This is a genomic window from Sinorhizobium fredii, assembly GCF_002944405.1.
Taxonomy (GTDB): Bacteria; Pseudomonadota; Alphaproteobacteria; order Rhizobiales; family Rhizobiaceae; genus Sinorhizobium; species Sinorhizobium fredii_C.
Genome location: NZ_CP024307.1, coordinates 3,111,534 through 3,126,079, shown reverse-complemented (window position 1 = coordinate 3,126,079; position 14,546 = coordinate 3,111,534). Strand labels below are relative to the sequence as shown.

Annotated in this window: 12 protein-coding genes and 2 pseudogenes; 9 read left to right on the top strand and 5 right to left on the bottom strand. The window is 61.9% G+C overall.

Annotated elements, in window-relative coordinates; translation table 11 throughout:
• The first annotated feature begins 5 nt into the window (after window positions 1-5).
• Both NXT3_RS15355 and NXT3_RS15350 read left to right on the top strand, forming a co-directional pair.
• Complete coding sequence (locus NXT3_RS15355; RefSeq protein WP_104839626.1) at window positions 6-1,535, top strand: FGGY-family carbohydrate kinase; 1,530 nt, start codon at window positions 6-8, stop codon at window positions 1,533-1,535.
• 17 nt (window positions 1,536-1,552) lie between these two features.
• Window positions 1,553-3,157: a GMC family oxidoreductase gene (locus NXT3_RS15350; protein ID WP_423827997.1), complete on the top strand. Its 1,605-nt coding sequence runs from the start codon at window positions 1,553-1,555 to the stop codon at window positions 3,155-3,157.
• Window positions 3,158-3,234: 77 nt separating this feature from the next.
• On the opposite strand, the pseudogene NXT3_RS32410 reads toward NXT3_RS15350, so the two are convergent.
• Window positions 3,235-3,341, bottom strand: a pseudogene (locus NXT3_RS32410) (NAD(P)(+) transhydrogenase (Re/Si-specific) subunit beta); the annotation flags it as partial.
• 225 nt (window positions 3,342-3,566) lie between these two features.
• Between NXT3_RS32410 and NXT3_RS15345 the strand changes: the two are divergent.
• The 5 genes and pseudogenes from NXT3_RS15345 to NXT3_RS15325 form a co-directional block, all read left to right on the top strand.
• Complete coding sequence (locus NXT3_RS15345; RefSeq protein ID WP_104839625.1) at window positions 3,567-4,235, top strand: haloacid dehalogenase type II; 669 nt, start codon at window positions 3,567-3,569, stop codon at window positions 4,233-4,235.
• 388 nt (window positions 4,236-4,623) lie between these two features.
• Complete coding sequence (locus tag NXT3_RS15340; RefSeq protein ID WP_234828052.1) at window positions 4,624-5,652, top strand: phosphotransferase enzyme family protein; 1,029 nt, start codon at window positions 4,624-4,626, stop codon at window positions 5,650-5,652.
• Between the two features lie 103 nt (window positions 5,653-5,755).
• On the top strand, window positions 5,756-7,090 hold the full coding sequence (locus tag NXT3_RS15335; protein WP_037426666.1) for an aspartate aminotransferase family protein: 1,335 nt from the start codon (window positions 5,756-5,758) through the stop codon (window positions 7,088-7,090).
• Between the two features lie 58 nt (window positions 7,091-7,148).
• Window positions 7,149-7,625 carry an Lrp/AsnC family transcriptional regulator gene (locus tag NXT3_RS15330; RefSeq protein ID WP_097537828.1) on the top strand — a complete coding sequence of 159 codons (477 nt, stop codon included), beginning with the start codon at window positions 7,149-7,151 and terminating at the stop codon, window positions 7,623-7,625.
• A gap of 60 nt (window positions 7,626-7,685) precedes the next feature.
• A pseudogene (locus tag NXT3_RS15325) lies at window positions 7,686-7,910 on the top strand (FAD-dependent oxidoreductase); the annotation flags it as partial.
• Window positions 7,911-8,038: 128 nt separating this feature from the next.
• On the opposite strand, the gene NXT3_RS15320 reads toward NXT3_RS15325, so the two are convergent.
• Genes NXT3_RS15320 through NXT3_RS15310 form a run of 3 tightly spaced genes read right to left on the bottom strand, consistent with a single transcriptional unit; the run spans window position 8,039 to window position 10,903 of the window.
• The gene (locus tag NXT3_RS15320) at window positions 8,039-8,737 is read right to left on the bottom strand and encodes a beta/alpha barrel domain-containing protein (protein WP_104839624.1); all 699 of its coding nucleotides are present in this window, start codon (window positions 8,735-8,737) and stop codon (window positions 8,039-8,041) included.
• Between the two features lies 1 nt (window position 8,738).
• The gene (gene pdxA / locus NXT3_RS15315) at window positions 8,739-9,737 is read right to left on the bottom strand and encodes a 4-hydroxythreonine-4-phosphate dehydrogenase PdxA (RefSeq protein WP_104839623.1); all 999 of its coding nucleotides are present in this window, start codon (window positions 9,735-9,737) and stop codon (window positions 8,739-8,741) included.
• Complete coding sequence (locus NXT3_RS15310) at window positions 9,734-10,903, bottom strand: four-carbon acid sugar kinase family protein (RefSeq protein ID WP_104839622.1); 1,170 nt, start codon at window positions 10,901-10,903, stop codon at window positions 9,734-9,736. The genes pdxA and NXT3_RS15310 overlap by 4 nt, the downstream gene beginning before the upstream one ends.
• 76 nt (window positions 10,904-10,979) lie before the next feature.
• Between NXT3_RS15310 and NXT3_RS15305 the strand changes: the two genes are divergently transcribed.
• The gene (locus tag NXT3_RS15305) at window positions 10,980-11,864 is read left to right on the top strand and encodes a LysR substrate-binding domain-containing protein (RefSeq protein ID WP_199773294.1); all 885 of its coding nucleotides are present in this window, start codon (window positions 10,980-10,982) and stop codon (window positions 11,862-11,864) included.
• Window positions 11,865-11,955: 91 nt separating this feature from the next.
• Here NXT3_RS15305 and NXT3_RS15300 read toward each other — a convergent pair whose 3' ends face one another.
• On the bottom strand, window positions 11,956-12,624 hold the full coding sequence (locus NXT3_RS15300) for a FadR/GntR family transcriptional regulator (RefSeq protein WP_037426681.1): 669 nt from the start codon (window positions 12,622-12,624) through the stop codon (window positions 11,956-11,958).
• A 221-nt stretch (window positions 12,625-12,845) separates the two neighbouring features.
• On the opposite strand from NXT3_RS15300, the gene NXT3_RS15295 reads away from it, so the two are divergent.
• Entirely contained in the window at window positions 12,846-14,510 is a 1,665-nt protein-coding gene (locus tag NXT3_RS15295) for an ABC transporter ATP-binding protein (protein ID WP_104839620.1), read from the top strand.
• Window positions 14,511-14,546 lie beyond the last annotated feature (36 nt).

Sequence of the window (14,546 nt, the reverse complement as noted above, 5' to 3'; positions counted from 1 at the left end):
TCAGAATGCAAAACTATCTGTTAGGGCTCGACGCTGGCAACACCGTCATCAAAGCGGTGATCTTCGATCGGACGGGCCGGGAGCTGGCGCAGGCCGGGGAGGAGGGGCATAGCCGCATGCCGTGCCCCGGGCATGTCGAACGCGATCTCAGCGAGCTCTGGGCCAATGCCAAGCGCGTCATTCGCGCCTGCCTCGACAACGCGGGGATTGCGGCGAGCGACATCGCCGCGATCGGCTGCGCCGGTCACGGCAATGGGCTTTACGCGCTGGACAAGTACGGCGAGCCGCTGCTCGGCATCCAGTCACTGGATACGAGGGCGACCGACCTCGTCGAGGAATGGGCCGCCGAAGGGGTCGGCGAGCAGACCTATCCGATCGCGCGTCAGCGTCCCTGGTCCTCGCAGACGCCGACCCTCCTCGCCTGGCTGAAGCGCCACAGGCCGGAGGTCTTCAAGCGCATCGGCACGGTGTTCTTCTCCAAGGATTTCGTCGTCAACCGCCTGACCGGCAGCCGCGTCAGCGAAGTCTCGGACATGTCGGGCGCCGGCCTGCTCGATCTCGCAGCGCGCCGCTATGACAGAACGCTGATGGAGGCCTATGGCCTGGCTGATTGCATGGACCTCCTGCCGCCACTTATCGAAAGCACCGACATCGCCGGCATGGTGACGGAGGCGGTGGCGAGAGAGACCGGTCTTGCCGCGGGCACGCCGGTGATCGGCGGGCTGTTCGACGTCGTCGCCTCGGCGCTTGGCTCGGGCGTATCGCGCACCGGCAGTGCCTCGATCATCGCCGGCACCTGGAGCATCAACCAGGTCATCATCGACGGTCCCGACCTCGATGGCCCCGTCTTCATGTCCTCGACCTTCGATCGCACCCGCTACATGGCGATGGAAAACAGCGCTACCTCGGCAGCCAATCTCGAATGGCTTGTGCGCGAGTTCTTCGAGGGGCAGCATGCGGAGAGCCTCACGCCCTTCGACGCCTGCTGCGCGCTGGCGGCTGCCGTCGAGCCTGCGGCGGATGATCCGCTCTACCACCCCTATCTCTACGGCGCCCAGCGGGACGGCCACGCGCGGGCGGGCTTCTACGGAATTGCCGGCTGGCACACCAAGGGACATCTAATCCGTGCCCTGCTCGAAGGCGTTGCCTTCGGTCATCGCCAGCATATAGAGACGATCCGCAAGGCAGGCGCGTCCTTCGACGAGGCAGTGCTCTCTGGCGGCGGATCGCGCAGCCGCCTCTGGCCGCAGATCTTTGCCGATTTGCTCGGCGTTCCCGTCTCCGTCTCCGTCTCGCGGGAAACGGGCGCGCTGGGTGCGGCGATCGCGGCGGGGGCGGGCGTCGGCCTCTTCGCCGATTTCACAGAGGGCGCGGCTACCATGGTACGTGTCGACCGGCACTACAGACCGAATAGCGTGCTCGCCGCGCACTATCATCGCCGCTATGCGCTCTACAGGGACATAGCGGAGGCGATGACCCCGCTTTGGCGGCGGCTTTCGGCAACCACAGGCCGGGAGACGGGAGTTGCAGCATGACCGTGCATGACACTGAAATGCCGGCCGACGAAGGCATATATGACTTCATTATCGTCGGTGCCGGTTCGGCTGGCTGCGTTCTCGCAAACCGGCTCTCGGCCGATCCCAAGAATCGAGTGTTGCTGCTCGAAGCAGGCGGCAGCGACCGCTACCATTGGGTCCATGTGCCGATCGGCTATCTCTACTGCATGGGCAATCCGCGCACCGACTGGATGATGAAGACGGCCGCGGAAGCCGGCCTCAACGGCCGCGCGCTGAACTATCCGCGCGGCAAGGTGCTCGGCGGCTGCTCGTCGATCAACGGCATGATCTACATGCGCGGGCAGGCTGCCGACTATGACGGCTGGCGGCGGGCGGGCAATGTGGGCTGGGGCTGGGACGACGTGCTGCCCTATTTCCTGAAGTCGGAGGACAGTTACCGCGGCAAGTCCGCCATGCACGGGACGGGCGGCGAGTGGCGCGTCGAGCGCCAGCGCCTCTCTTGGCCGATCCTCGATGCCTTCCGCGATGCGGCGGAAGAGCTCGGCATCCCGAAGACAGATGATTTCAACGGCGGCGACAACGAGGGTTCCGGCTATTTCGAAGTCAACCAGCGCGGCGGCGTGCGCTGGAACACAACGAAAGCCTTCCTGCGGCCGGCAATGAAACGAAAGAATTTGCGCGTCCTGACCGGGGCCGAGACCGAACGGCTGGAGTTTGACGGCAAGATGGTCACCGGCGTGCGTTTCCGCCTTGGCAGCGGCCTCTGGATCGCTCATGCATCACGCGAAGTGGTGTTGTCGGCTGGCGCCATCAACTCGCCGAAAATCCTGGAGCTGTCGGGCGTCGGTCGGCCGGACCTGCTGTCCACCCTTGGCATTCCCGTCCACCACGAACTTCAGGGCGTCGGCGAGAACCTTCAGGATCACCTGCAGATACGCACAGTCTTCAGGATTGAAGGCGCGCGTACGCTAAATCAGCTCTATCACAACGTCTTCAGCCGGGTCGGCATGGGTCTGCAATATGCCATCAGCCGATCCGGCCCGCTCTCCATGGCGCCGAGCCAACTCGGGATCTTCGCCAAGAGCGATCCGGCCGTCGCGACGGCCGATCTCGAGTATCACGTTCAGCCGCTTAGTACGGACCGGCTCGGTGAGCCGTTGCACCGCTATCCCGCCGTTACGGTGTCCGTCTGCAATCTCCGGCCGGAGAGCCGCGGCACAGCGCATGTCACCGCGCGTGATGCGGCACGGCCACCTGAAATATGCCCAAATTATCTCTCCACCGCCGGCGACCGATTACTCGCGGCGAAGTCCATCCGCCACGCCCGAAGCCTCATGGAAACGAAGGCGCTTGCGCAATTCCGACCGCAGGAAGTGCTTCCCGGCCGCGAGCACGACAGCGACGAGGATTTGATCCGCCGCGCAGGCGACATTGCGACAACCATCTTTCACCCGGTAGGCACGTGCAAGATGGGGAGTGACCCTATGGCAGTGGTGGACCCGAAGCTGCGCGTGCACGGCATCGGCCGATTGCGTGTCATCGACGCCTCCATCATGCCGACGATTGTCTCCGGCAATACGAACTCGCCGGTGATCATGATCGCGGAGAAGGCATCAGAAGCCATTCTGAAGCGGTTATGAGGATTACTCGAGGCGCCTTGGAGCACAGCCACGGGGCTGGAGCCCGCACCTCCGAGGATCGACGCCTTGACGATCTCCTAGGTGACCTTCTTGGCGTCGCGACGAGCATTGTCGTGCCATCCTGGTAGAACAGCGTGTTGTCGATGCCGGCATAGCCGGAGCCGAGCGAGCGCTTGACGAAGAGTTTGCGGCAGGTGCTGAAAAGCGGGTTGTTGTTGTCCCTTGGAGGCTCCGCCCTCGGCGCCTCGGCGGCAGGGATCACCGTCCCCGCGCAATCGAAAGAGCCAACCTGACATTTGGTCCAGAATTTTCTGCTGACGAGCCGGGGAATCCGGACGGTACAGCGGCTGAGGCGGACTTATGATTGTTCATACGGAAACAGATCCCCGCCAAAATAAGGACGAAGCGCATGACCACTTTCCGCCCAAAATACATCACCTTCGACTGCCACGGCACGCTGATCAACTTTCAGATGGCGGAGGCGGCACGCGATCTTTACGGCGACCGCATGAGCGAGCAGAAGATGCTGCAATTCATCGCGGACTTCTCGGCGTACCGACTCGATGAAGTCATGGCCGCCTGGAAGCCCTATGCGGAGGTGGTCCATAACGCACTGGCGAGGACCTGCAAACGCAACGGCGTCGACTTCAAGGACGAAGACGCCCAGATGGTATACGAACGCGTTCCCACCTGGGGGCCGCATCCGGACGTTCCGGCTGGGCTTGCCAAGGTGGCCAAGGAGATTCCGCTGGTCATCCTGTCAAATGCAATGAACTCGCAGATCATGTCCAACGTCGAGAAGCTCGGCGCGCCTTTCCACGCCGTTTACACCGCCGAAGAGGCTCAGGCCTACAAGCCGCACTTCCGGGCCTTCGAATATATGCTCGACATGCTTGGCTGCGGTCCGGAGGACATACTGCATTGCTCCTCCTCGTTCCGCTACGATCTGATGTCCGCTCATGACCTCGGGATCAAGAATAAGGTTTGGGTCAATCGCGGTCACGAGCCGGCCAATCCCTATTACGGTTATACCGAGATCGCCGGCATCTCGGAATTGCCAGGCGTTGTCGGGCTCTGAGGAAGCCTGAATTACATCTGAAAACCTCTCTTCCAGCGGCCCGATAACGAACCTCGGTTTGCCGGAGTGTCGAGGGGTCGAGAAGGACCATTACGGTGCCGCCATGTTCGGCGGTGGCATCACGGGCCCAGCGCGAGCGAGGTAATTCCCAGAGCTGGGACCGAGACAATCGTGCTGAAGGCGGGACGGTGGTCCGCCCGCCTTCAGCAGAAATCGCCCGACCTTATCAGGGCTGGGTGTCGCGGAATGGATGCCATCTCGACGGTCGCTTCTCGGATGCCGCAGAGCATGCCGCTCCAAACAGTGCGAGGTCTCAATCTTGGATGCTTGTAACGATGCGCTTCCGGACGACGGCGAGGGTCATCTCGACGGCACCCAGTCGGTCGGCATGCCTTTCACTGAAGTGTATTTTCGGGCCGCCGCCGCTATTCTGACGACAAAGCCAAGCGCGGCGGAAGCGCGCGTGTCGGGTGAGCTGCTACTACGCCACTACGGTCTGACGGGAACGATCATGGTCCTGTCCTCGGAAGTCGAGTGTACCGCGGACGTCACCCTGTCCAACGGCGGTCGGTTGATCCTCAAAACGTCAGCGCGGCCGGAAGGAAGAGACAGTTTCCGCTTCCAGGTTGCGGCCCTCGCAGGGCTGGAAGGCGCTTCCGGTTTTGCAGCACCTCACATTGTGCGTACCAGCGGCGGTACGCTCATGTTCGAAGAGAAGGAGATTTGCGGCTACCTGCAGACCCGACTTCCGGGGGTGCCGCTGCACCAGGCGAACGCAACTCCGGACGTCCTTTACCGGGTCGGCACGGCGCTCGGCAGGCTCAGTTTGGCTCTCGAGCCTCTGAAGTTGCCCGCCATGCACCGCCCGGTCCTTTGGCATGTCGGATGTTGGCCGAGGCTGATGCAACTGGAGGAGCATCTGCCTTCAGGACCCGTTGCAGATTCCGTGCGTCTTGCCATGCGCAATTATGTCGAGCTTATCGAGCCGCAACTGCGCGAGGTAGCATGGCAGGTCACACACAATGACCCCAGCCCGTTCAACGCGCTCCTGACCGATAATGGAGTCGCGTTCATCGATTTCGGCGACGGTTGCTGGGGCCCACGGATCCAGGATCTCGCGATTGCGGCAAGCCACGTCGTGACGGACCCGTCTTTGGCTCTGGGGGGCGCAGAAAATCTCATCGCTGGTTATGCTTCGGTGCGCCCGCTTTCCGCACTTGAGGCAAAACTGCTCGTCGGGCTGATACAGGCGCGGCAAAGCGCCCTCATCCTGATCAACTACTGGCGAGCCGGGCTGTTTCCGGCCGAGGCAGCATATATCAAGAAGAACGTGGCCCGGGCCGAGCGCGGGCTCGCTATCCTATCGGCGTTAGGCGTCGGGGAGGCGGAGATGGCTGTGCATCGCGCGGTGCCTTAGTTCGGCGTTGCCGAAGGCACTCCGAGTGTTTCGTCACTCGCCTTGGAATGAGTACGGTAACTCGCGACCTTCTCGCGGTGGAAACTTAAGCAGGATCAAAGCTATGTCCACAGATCTCATGCCCAACCGCTTTACCCCCGGGGAAGCCACAATTCCCCCCCGCGAATCTGAGCTGATCGCCCGGCGCGACAGCGTACTCGGAGCCTCCTACAGGCTCCAATACCGCCGACCGGTACATTTCGTTCGCGGCGAGGGCATATGGCTCTACGACCCCGACGGACGTCGCTATCTGGATTTCTATAACAATGTGCCCTCTCTTGGGCATTGCAATCCAGAGATCAACGCTGCCATGGCGGAACAAGCCAGCCGAATTAGCGCAAATACCCGCTATCTCGAGCCGAGGCTTGTCGATTACGCCGAACGGCTCGTGGCCACCTTTCCCGAGGAGCTGAACCGCGTTGTCTTCACCTGCACGGGTAGCGAGTCGAACGATCTGGCGCTCCGGATCGCCCGGCTGACCAGCGGCAGCGAGGGCGTGATTGTCTCTTCCCATGCCTATCACGGCACCAGCGCGGCCACGGCGATGGCGTCGCCCAATCTGGGCGACGCCATCAAGCTCAGTCCTGCCGTTCGTATGGTGTCGCTGCACGGTCCCGCGGGCGTGCCGGACCGGCAAGCTGCGGAATTTTTTGAAGAACAGGTTCGCTCCGCTATCGCCGATTTGAATCGGCGTGGCATTGGCGTCGCGGCCCTCCTCATCGACAGCATTTTCTCCAGCGACGGCGTCTGGGTAGACCCGCCTGGTTTCATCGCCGGCGGAGTCAAGGCGGTGCAGGAGGCGGGTGGCCTCGTGATTGCCGATGAAGTTCAGCCGGGATTCGGGCGGACGGGCACACATATGTGGGGTTTTGAGCGACACGAAGTTGTTCCGGACCTCGTTACCCTCGGCAAGCCCATGGGCAATGGATTTCCAATCGGCGCGGTTGTTGGCCGCAAGGCACCGATGGATCGCTTTGGCGCTACTGCCCGGTATTCAAACACCTTCGGTGGCAATACTGTCGGGATCGCGGCAGCCGACGCCGTCCTGACTATTTTGCATCGGGATCGGATCCCCGAGCATGCGCTTGCCATGAGCGAGCGCCTGCGGGTGGGGTTGGAGCATCTTGCCAAGCTGCACCCCGGTATTCGCGGCGTCCGAAACGCCGGGCTGTTCTTCGGCGTCGACATCGGGTTGGATGGAGCGGGAGAGGCCAGCCGGCGAGCCATGGCTTTGGATATCGTAAACCTGATGCGTGACGATGGCGTTCTCATCAGCACTACGGGCGCCAACGAGGATACGCTGAAGGTGCGTCCCCCACTGATCTGCCAGGCGGAGCATGTGGATCGGTTCCTCGAAGCCATGGAAAGCGCGCTCAAGAAGGCCGTTGCGCAGGTGTAACGTCGGCTGCCTCGGCAGCCGAATACGCTCGCTATTCTCATCAGCGAAAGCTAGGTCCATGAAACTAGATCGGATCGACATCAAGATCCTGCACGTGCTGCAGCAGCATGGCCGAATGACAAATGTGGAGCTTTCGGAGGTGGTGAATCTATCGCCGAGCCCCTGCCTCATGCGCGTGAAGAAGCTGCAGTCGGAGGGCTATATCGAGGGCTATTCGGCGCAGATCAATGTCGGCAAGTTGGGACAGACGTTAACGGTGTTCACCGAGGTGACGCTGAAGAACCACCGGCAGATCGACTTTACACGCTTCCTCGCCGCCGTCGAGAAGATCGATCAACTAATCGAATGCCATGTGGTCTCGGGCGGCTACGACTACCTCCTGAAATTCGTGACCGCCGGGATCGGCGAATATCAAGAGATCATGGAGCGGCTGGTCGAGTTGGAGGTCGGCATAGACAAGTATTTCAGCTTCGTCGTGCTGAAATCGCCGGTCGTGAAGAGGCACCTGCCGCTGACGAACCTGTTTCGGCCATAGAATCTCATCAACACTTCGCCTGCTACGACCGGGCTGAGGGCAGCGAGCAAGCGCACCGCCATGAAATTCCTGTCCTACTGGCACGACACCGCCCCGGCCTTCGCACCCGTCTATGGCTATTACGACGTCGCGGTGATCGGCGGTGGCTTCACCGGCCTCGGCGCCGCCCGGCAGCTCGCTAGGGCACGCGCCAAGGTCGCCGTGCTGGAGGCGAAAAAGGTCGGCTGGGGCGCCTCCGGCCGCAATGGCGGGCATTTGAACAACGGGCTCGCGCGCAGCTATCTTAGGTTCGGGTAGGTACTTCTGCCCCTGTTCGTGAAAACCATCGATGGCGAGGTGGCTCGAACCGTCGACGTGAGGCGAGACGGGGATCCTACTTGCATGCTCAGAGCGCCTGCCACGTGCATTCTCCATTATTGCGCGGCTAACGCTTTCGCCTGGTTCTTTATGGAGTTGATCGCCAGTAGCTGATGAGTCAAGCCTGGAATGACCGCAGGGAAGCGGCCTTCGAGAGCGGCGGTGCCGACCGTAAAGCCGGCGGCCCGGCCGCTGACGACGGCGTGGATGCGCTCGGCGCGGTCGATCGAACCTGCGACGATGACGGGCTTCGCGACGGCGTCGCAGACGGCGCGGATGAGGTCAGCGACATCGACATCGGCGCGATAGGCGAGGAGATCGAGGCCGTGCACGCCCTCGCGGGCGGCAAGCTCTTTTGCGCTTGCAACGATCTCCGCTTGGGAACCCTCCAGAACGCTGGGATGGCCCGCGATGCGGCCGGGGAAGGGGTAGTAGCGGATACCACTTCCCTTGAGGAGGGGAAGGACGTCGTCGACATGGGTGCCGCCAAGCAGATAGTCAACGCCGAGCGTGAGGCCGGCGAGCACCGACTCGATTTCGCTGGCGCGGTCGAGTGAGACCACTTCGAGATAACTCTTCGCGCCTGCGGCCCGGATTTCCCGGTTAAGCTCGGAAAGCACCTCAAAGGGCAGGCCGATATCCTTGAAGCCGATATGACGGACACCCGCAGAAAGCACCAGGGGAAGCTGCGCCAGCGCATCCGGGATCGTCCGGTCATTGCGGGTCAGCATGAAGATGAAATCGAGCGGGGTCATGTCAATCCTCCTGGTCGCACGGTGCCTTCGCCAGTCGGCGGGCGTAGTCGAGCGCTGTTTCGAGACTTCTCGGATCGGCAATGCCACGGCCGGCGATATCGAAGGCGGTGCCGTGGTCGGGGCTTGTGCGCACGAAGGGCAGGCCGAGCGTGATGTTCACGCCCCTTTCCAGACCGAGATATTTGACCGGGATAAGTCCCTGGTCGTGATATTGCGCGACGACCACGTCGAACCGGCCGTTTCGCGCCTGCATGAAAACCGTATCGCCGGGCCAGGGGCCGCTGGCGTCTATGCCTTCCGCGCGGGCGGCCGCGATGGCGGGCGCGATAATGCGGATTTCCTCGTCTCCGAAGAGACCACCTTCGCCAGCATGCGGATTGAGCCCCGCAACGGCGATGCGGGGGCGGGCGATTCCCAACGCACGACCCCCCTGGTGGGCGAGGCGTATCGCGGACATCTGTGCGGGAAGGTCCGCCCGGCGGATCGCGTCTGCCAGCGAACAGTGGATCGTCACCAGAACGGTGCGAATATCGTCATTGGCGAGCATCATCGCCACCCGCCCGGCGCCACCTTTTTCCGCGAGGATTTCCGTGTGGCCGGGGTATGAAAGCCCCGCAGCGGCGAGCGCCTCCTTGTGGATCGGCGCCGTCACGATCCCGGCGACTTTGCCCGCCCTGGCGAGATCGATCGCCGCAACGATGGCATCATAGGCCATACGGCCGCTGGTGGCGCTCACCCTGCCGAGTGCGGGTGGGGTTTCGATGCGGGAGGCGGCGAGGATATTCAGGGCGCCATCCGGCTTCGCGTCGGCGATGTCATGGATCTCGTTCAATTGCAGACCGCCGCCGAGGCTGGCGATGGCCTTCGTCATCACGGCCGGATCGCCAATGACGACACTGCGACGGAGGTCGGTGCGGGCAAGCATCGTCTTTGCCACGATCTCCGGCCCGATGCCGGATGGATCGCCCATGGTGACGGCGAGCGGCAGGGAGGTGTTCATGCGGGCTCCTTTCCAATTCGGCGGATGGCCTCGGCGGCATTGTGCAGCGTCATGGCGGAACCGAATCCGCCTGCTTTCATGGCGAGCAGCATCATTCGTCCATCGGCAAGAGGAGCGCAGCCGAGGGGAAAGCCGGGCTCGAGTTCGCGGATCAAATCGAAAGCGTGAATGGAGAGCCGTTCCAAAAGGGCGTGCATCGTTTCTCCGCCCGTTGCGACGATGGCGTCGTATCGATGCCGGGATAAAGCGATCTCTGCCTCGTCCACCAGTATGGCGAGAGGCTTCGCCGGGTCGCTGGTTCGGATCTGTGGTGTACGGATGCAGACGACAGAAGCTGCCTCGTCGATATCCGTCGCACGCATTGCGACTGAAGCACCTGTCGCGGCCAATGCGTCGCACTGGGAATGGCTGACGGGGTTTGCGCTGCCGACAAGCACGAGAACACGGCGCGGCGTGGCTTCGGGCGTGAAGGTGTGCCGGCCTGTGCACCGCTCGACTACCGTCGCCAGCGCTTCCGCCATGCCCGGCGAGCCGACCCACAGCACCGGGCCGTGTTTCGCGATCTCCGCAACCCGACGATTCAGCATCACCTGGTCGCATGCATCCACGATGACCACCGGAGCGCTGCCAATGGCCTTCCCGATCTCGCCGTCCTCGGTGTGCTCCGAAATTTTAGCGATGCGGCCGAGGCTGGGCTCGATCAAGTCTTCGATGCGAGACGTGTGGGCGGGATGGACAGGGTCGCGGCTGTACGCCGTTTGGGCAACCGGCTCGCCGTGCAGCAACTGAATCCCGTCGATCGTCGTTCGCCCGGCAGCGGGAAAAGCAGGCGCGACGACCAACCGTGCTCGGCCGCTGGCCACAAATGCGGCGGCAATTTCCACGCGGATATGGCCCCGCAGAGTGGAGTCAATCGTCTTATACAGGAACGGCCTGTCTGCGAGCCTGGTTACCGCTTGGCGCGTCACATGCGCGGCATCGGTTTCACCGAGCGTGCGACTGCCGGTGTCGATGGAGACGAGACTGACATGGGTGTTCTCCGATCCCATTCTGCATATACGAGGGATATAGCCGCGTTCCAGGAAAGCGATTGCCCCATCCGCCGCGCTTGTTAGGTCGTCTGCGACGACGCCAACGTGTTTGATCTGGTCAATGGTTTCTGCCATGACCACAAGGCTACTCTCCAAGTTATAAGAGAAAAATCGATATGATCTAACGTGTATTGGTGATAGGTTGTCACCGATGAAGCGTTCGGACCTTCCTTCCCTCGATGATCTGCGGGCCTTTGAGGTCGTTGCCCGCCTGGGTTCCGTGCGTGCGGCCGCGTCTGAGTTAAACCTGACGCATGGTGCCGTCAGCCGGCGCGTATCCAAACTTTCCGAACACCTCCAAACGAGTTTGCTGGAACCCGATGGGCGCGGCCTGAGGCTTACGGGAGAGGGTACGCGCCTCGCGCAGGCGACGACGAACGCTCTGGCGCTCGTTGCGTCGGCGTTGGAGGATATTCGCAAAGTCGACGCGTCACCACCGATCGTCGTTTCCTGCGAACGGTCCATCGCCATGCGCTGGCTGATCCCGCGACTCTCGGAGTTCCAGGATCGCCATCCCGAGATCGACCTTCACCTCTCCGTCGGTGGTGGGGGCTTCGATTTTGCGCGCGACCGTATCACACTCGCGATCCGCAGGCTGGATTTCGCCATCGATGCGAACTGGCAGGTCGAACGGCTGATCGAAGAGCAAGTCGGTCCTGTCATGCATCCCGCCATGACGGATCGGTTTGCGGCCGGTGATTATGTCGCGCTTGCCGCAAACACCCGGCCGGATGCTTGGCGGAAGTGGACCGTCGCCAATCCCGACGCGCCGAAGCCGCGCTCGACGCGCTTTCTCGACCATCATTTCCTGATGGTGGAGGCGGCAGCCGGCGGTCTGGGTGTGGCCATGTGCCCCGAGATCATTGCCCTTGACGATATCCGCAAAGGCCGCCTCGCCGCGCCACTCGGCTTTCAGTCAGATGGCTCACATTACGGCATCATCCGGTCAGCGCTGGCAAAGAAGTCGGCTGGGGTCGACCCATTTGTATCTTGGCTTCTCGCCACCATTCAACAGGATTTCCATGCTGCGTCTTGAGCGGCCTTGCGGCGCGTGGATCGCATTGGAACCCCATCCTCACAACGTGAAGACGCCGCAACACGCTTCAATCAGGATCGCTGTCTGGTGCTCAGGTATTTGGGCCAAGTATATTCGCTCTCGCTTCGACGATGTGGTCGTACATGTTTCGCTCGGCCTCTCTGCTGTCGCGATCTTTGATGGCGTCAAGAGTGGCCTGATGCTTGGCGATATAGGCCTTCATGCGCTCAGGGGTTAGTGACTGCTCCTTCATTTTCCCCCAGAGGTTTCCCGCTCGTACTGTGTGAATGCCCTCATAGAGCGAGGCGAGAAGACCGTTGCGCGCGGCTCCGACGATGATGCGGTGAAAGACGGCGTCCCATTTCTCGAATTCGACCAGTGTTTCCGCCGCGCTGCCCCGATCGATCGATTTCTGCATTTCGTCGATTTCCTGGCTGGTCGCCCGTAACGCCGCCAAGGCGGCGATCTTGGGCTCCATGATCAGCCGAGCCTCGAAGACTTCGGCCGGATAGGTGCGCAACGTATCTCCCGTACTGCCTGGCGGGCGACGCAGGGCCGTCGAGGTAACCCCGCTGCCAGCGATAAAGGTCCCCCTGCCCACGTGCCTGATGAGGCGGCCCTCCTTCTCAAGAGAAGCAAGCATCCGTCGAAGTGCAGTGCGGGGCAGCCCGAGTTTAACCGCCAGATCGCGCTCAGGCGGTAACCGATCCCCGGGCTCCAGACCTTCCGCCTCGATGAAGTCCTTCAAGACCACGCTCATGAGTCCTCGCTAATTATTTTGCCCCAACCAAATTGATCTATATTGACACCAATTGCAATACCAATCTTATATTGATTGCGCGACAAACCAAAATTGGTAGCGAGGGCGCTGAAGTACAGGGAGTGCATGCTGCGCCTGTTTCAGATCGATTGGCGCATAAGCGCGCATAACCGCGAGTAAAATTGCAAGGTAACGGCTCCGTTGAAAAGGGAGGAATCTCGATGGCTGCTGGAACAGAGGCTGTTTCTGGAGAGGACACAGCGCTTTCGGTGCGTGGCCTGACGGTCGACCTGCCGAAAGGCATGGAACGGACCCATGCCGTCGAGAACATCTCGTTTGATCTCAAGCGGGGCCAGATTCTGTGCATTATCGGCGAGTCAGGCTCAGGCAAGTCGGTGACGGCGAACACAATCATGGGGCTTTTGCCGAAGCTGATCCCGGTCTCGTCCGGCGCCATTCATCTCGATGGCACAGCCATCATCGGCGCACCGGCGAAGAAGCTGCGAGGACTGCGCGGCCGCGTCGTATCGATGATTTTCCAGGATCCGCTTTCGGCGCTCAACCCGCTGATGACGGTTGGCGAGCAGATTACCGAAGTTCTGACGGCTCATGGCGTGGGCACCAAGGCGTCGCGGCGCAATCGCGCCATCGAGCTGCTGACGGAAGTCGGGTTGCCCGATCCGGAACTCATGTACTACCAGTATCCGTTCCGGCTGTCGGGCGGGCAACGTCAGCGCGTCATGATCGCCATGGCGCTCGCTCTCGAACCCACCGTTCTGATCGCGGACGAGCCGACCACGGCCCTCGATGTCACCACACAGGCGCAGATCCTGAAGCTGATCCGTGACATTCAGCGCCGCAAGGGCATGAGCGTGATGTTCATCACCCATGACTTCGGTGTCGTGGCTGAGATCGCCGACAGTGTCGTGGTGATGGAAAAGGGCCGCGTTGTCGAGCAAGGTACCGCCGAACAGATTCTCAAATCCCCGACCCACCCCTATACACAGCGCCTGATCGCCGCCGTCCCGCACCTGACGGGCAAGGATCGAGCAGTTCAGGAGAAGGCGAGCAACGAGACGATCCTGAAGGTTGAAGGATTGTCCAAGACCTATCGCAGCGGCAGCGTCCTGTTCGGCAGCCAGCGTATCGTGCCCGCTGTCAAGGATGTTTCGTTCGAACTGGCCGCAGGACGCACGCTCGGTGTTGTCGGCGAAAGCGGCTCCGGCAAATCATCGCTGGGACGGCTTCTGATCAAGCTGCAAGACAGCGATGGCGGTCGCATTCTGTTCGAGGGCCGCGACATCGCCAAGCTTTCGGAATCCGAATTTCGTCCGCTGCGGCCGCGGATCCAGATGATTTTCCAGGATCCCTTCGCGTCGCTCAACCCGCGTTCGACCATTGGACAAATCCTGACCGTAGGCCCCGTCGCGCACGGCATGCCTTATGCTCAGGCGCGTGAGGAGGCGCGAGCGTTGCTGGCCCATGTCGGTCTCGATGCCGGCGCTTTCGGACGTTATCCGCACGAGTTTTCCGGTGGGCAACGCCAGCGCATCGGCATCGCCCGGGCCTTGATGTTCAAGCCCAAGCTGCTGGTTGCCGACGAGGCAGTCTCTGCGCTCGACGTGTCCATCCAGGCCCAGATCCTCAAGCTGCTAGACCAGATCCAGCGGGAAACCGGCGTTTCGATGATCTTCATCACCCATGATCTGCGCGTCGCCAGCCAGATCTGCGACGAAATCGCAGTGATGCAGAAAGGGGAGATCGTCGAGCGCGGCCCGCCATCTCAAATCTTTCTGGACCCGCAATCGGCCTACACGCGCGAGTTGGTGGCGGCGATTCCCGGGGAGCGACCGAGGCACACTCGACCGATTGCCGTTAACTTTTGAGAGCTACGGCCGAAATACAACTAGGGAGGAAATATC

Excerpts from the sequence above, each read along its gene's own strand:
- NXT3_RS15355 (WP_104839626.1), top strand. The coding sequence starts at position 6 with ATGCAAAACTATCTGTTAGGGCTCGACGCTGGCAACACCGTCATCAAA.
- NXT3_RS15350 (WP_423827997.1), top strand. The coding sequence starts at position 1,553 with ATGCCGGCCGACGAAGGCATATATGACTTCATTATCGTCGGTGCCGGT.
- NXT3_RS15345 (WP_104839625.1), top strand. The coding sequence starts at position 3,567 with ATGACCACTTTCCGCCCAAAATACATCACCTTCGACTGCCACGGCACG.
- NXT3_RS15340 (WP_234828052.1), top strand. The coding sequence starts at position 4,624 with ATGCCTTTCACTGAAGTGTATTTTCGGGCCGCCGCCGCTATTCTGACG.
- NXT3_RS15335 (WP_037426666.1), top strand. The coding sequence starts at position 5,756 with ATGTCCACAGATCTCATGCCCAACCGCTTTACCCCCGGGGAAGCCACA.
- NXT3_RS15330 (WP_097537828.1), top strand. The coding sequence starts at position 7,149 with ATGAAACTAGATCGGATCGACATCAAGATCCTGCACGTGCTGCAGCAG.
- NXT3_RS15320 (WP_104839624.1), bottom strand. The coding sequence starts at position 8,737 with ATGACCCCGCTCGATTTCATCTTCATGCTGACCCGCAATGACCGGACG.
- pdxA (WP_104839623.1), bottom strand. The coding sequence starts at position 9,737 with ATGAACACCTCCCTGCCGCTCGCCGTCACCATGGGCGATCCATCCGGC.
- NXT3_RS15310 (WP_104839622.1), bottom strand. The coding sequence starts at position 10,903 with ATGGCAGAAACCATTGACCAGATCAAACACGTTGGCGTCGTCGCAGAC.
- NXT3_RS15305 (WP_199773294.1), top strand. The coding sequence starts at position 10,980 with ATGAAGCGTTCGGACCTTCCTTCCCTCGATGATCTGCGGGCCTTTGAG.
- NXT3_RS15300 (WP_037426681.1), bottom strand. The coding sequence starts at position 12,624 with ATGAGCGTGGTCTTGAAGGACTTCATCGAGGCGGAAGGTCTGGAGCCC.
- NXT3_RS15295 (WP_104839620.1), top strand. The coding sequence starts at position 12,846 with ATGGCTGCTGGAACAGAGGCTGTTTCTGGAGAGGACACAGCGCTTTCG.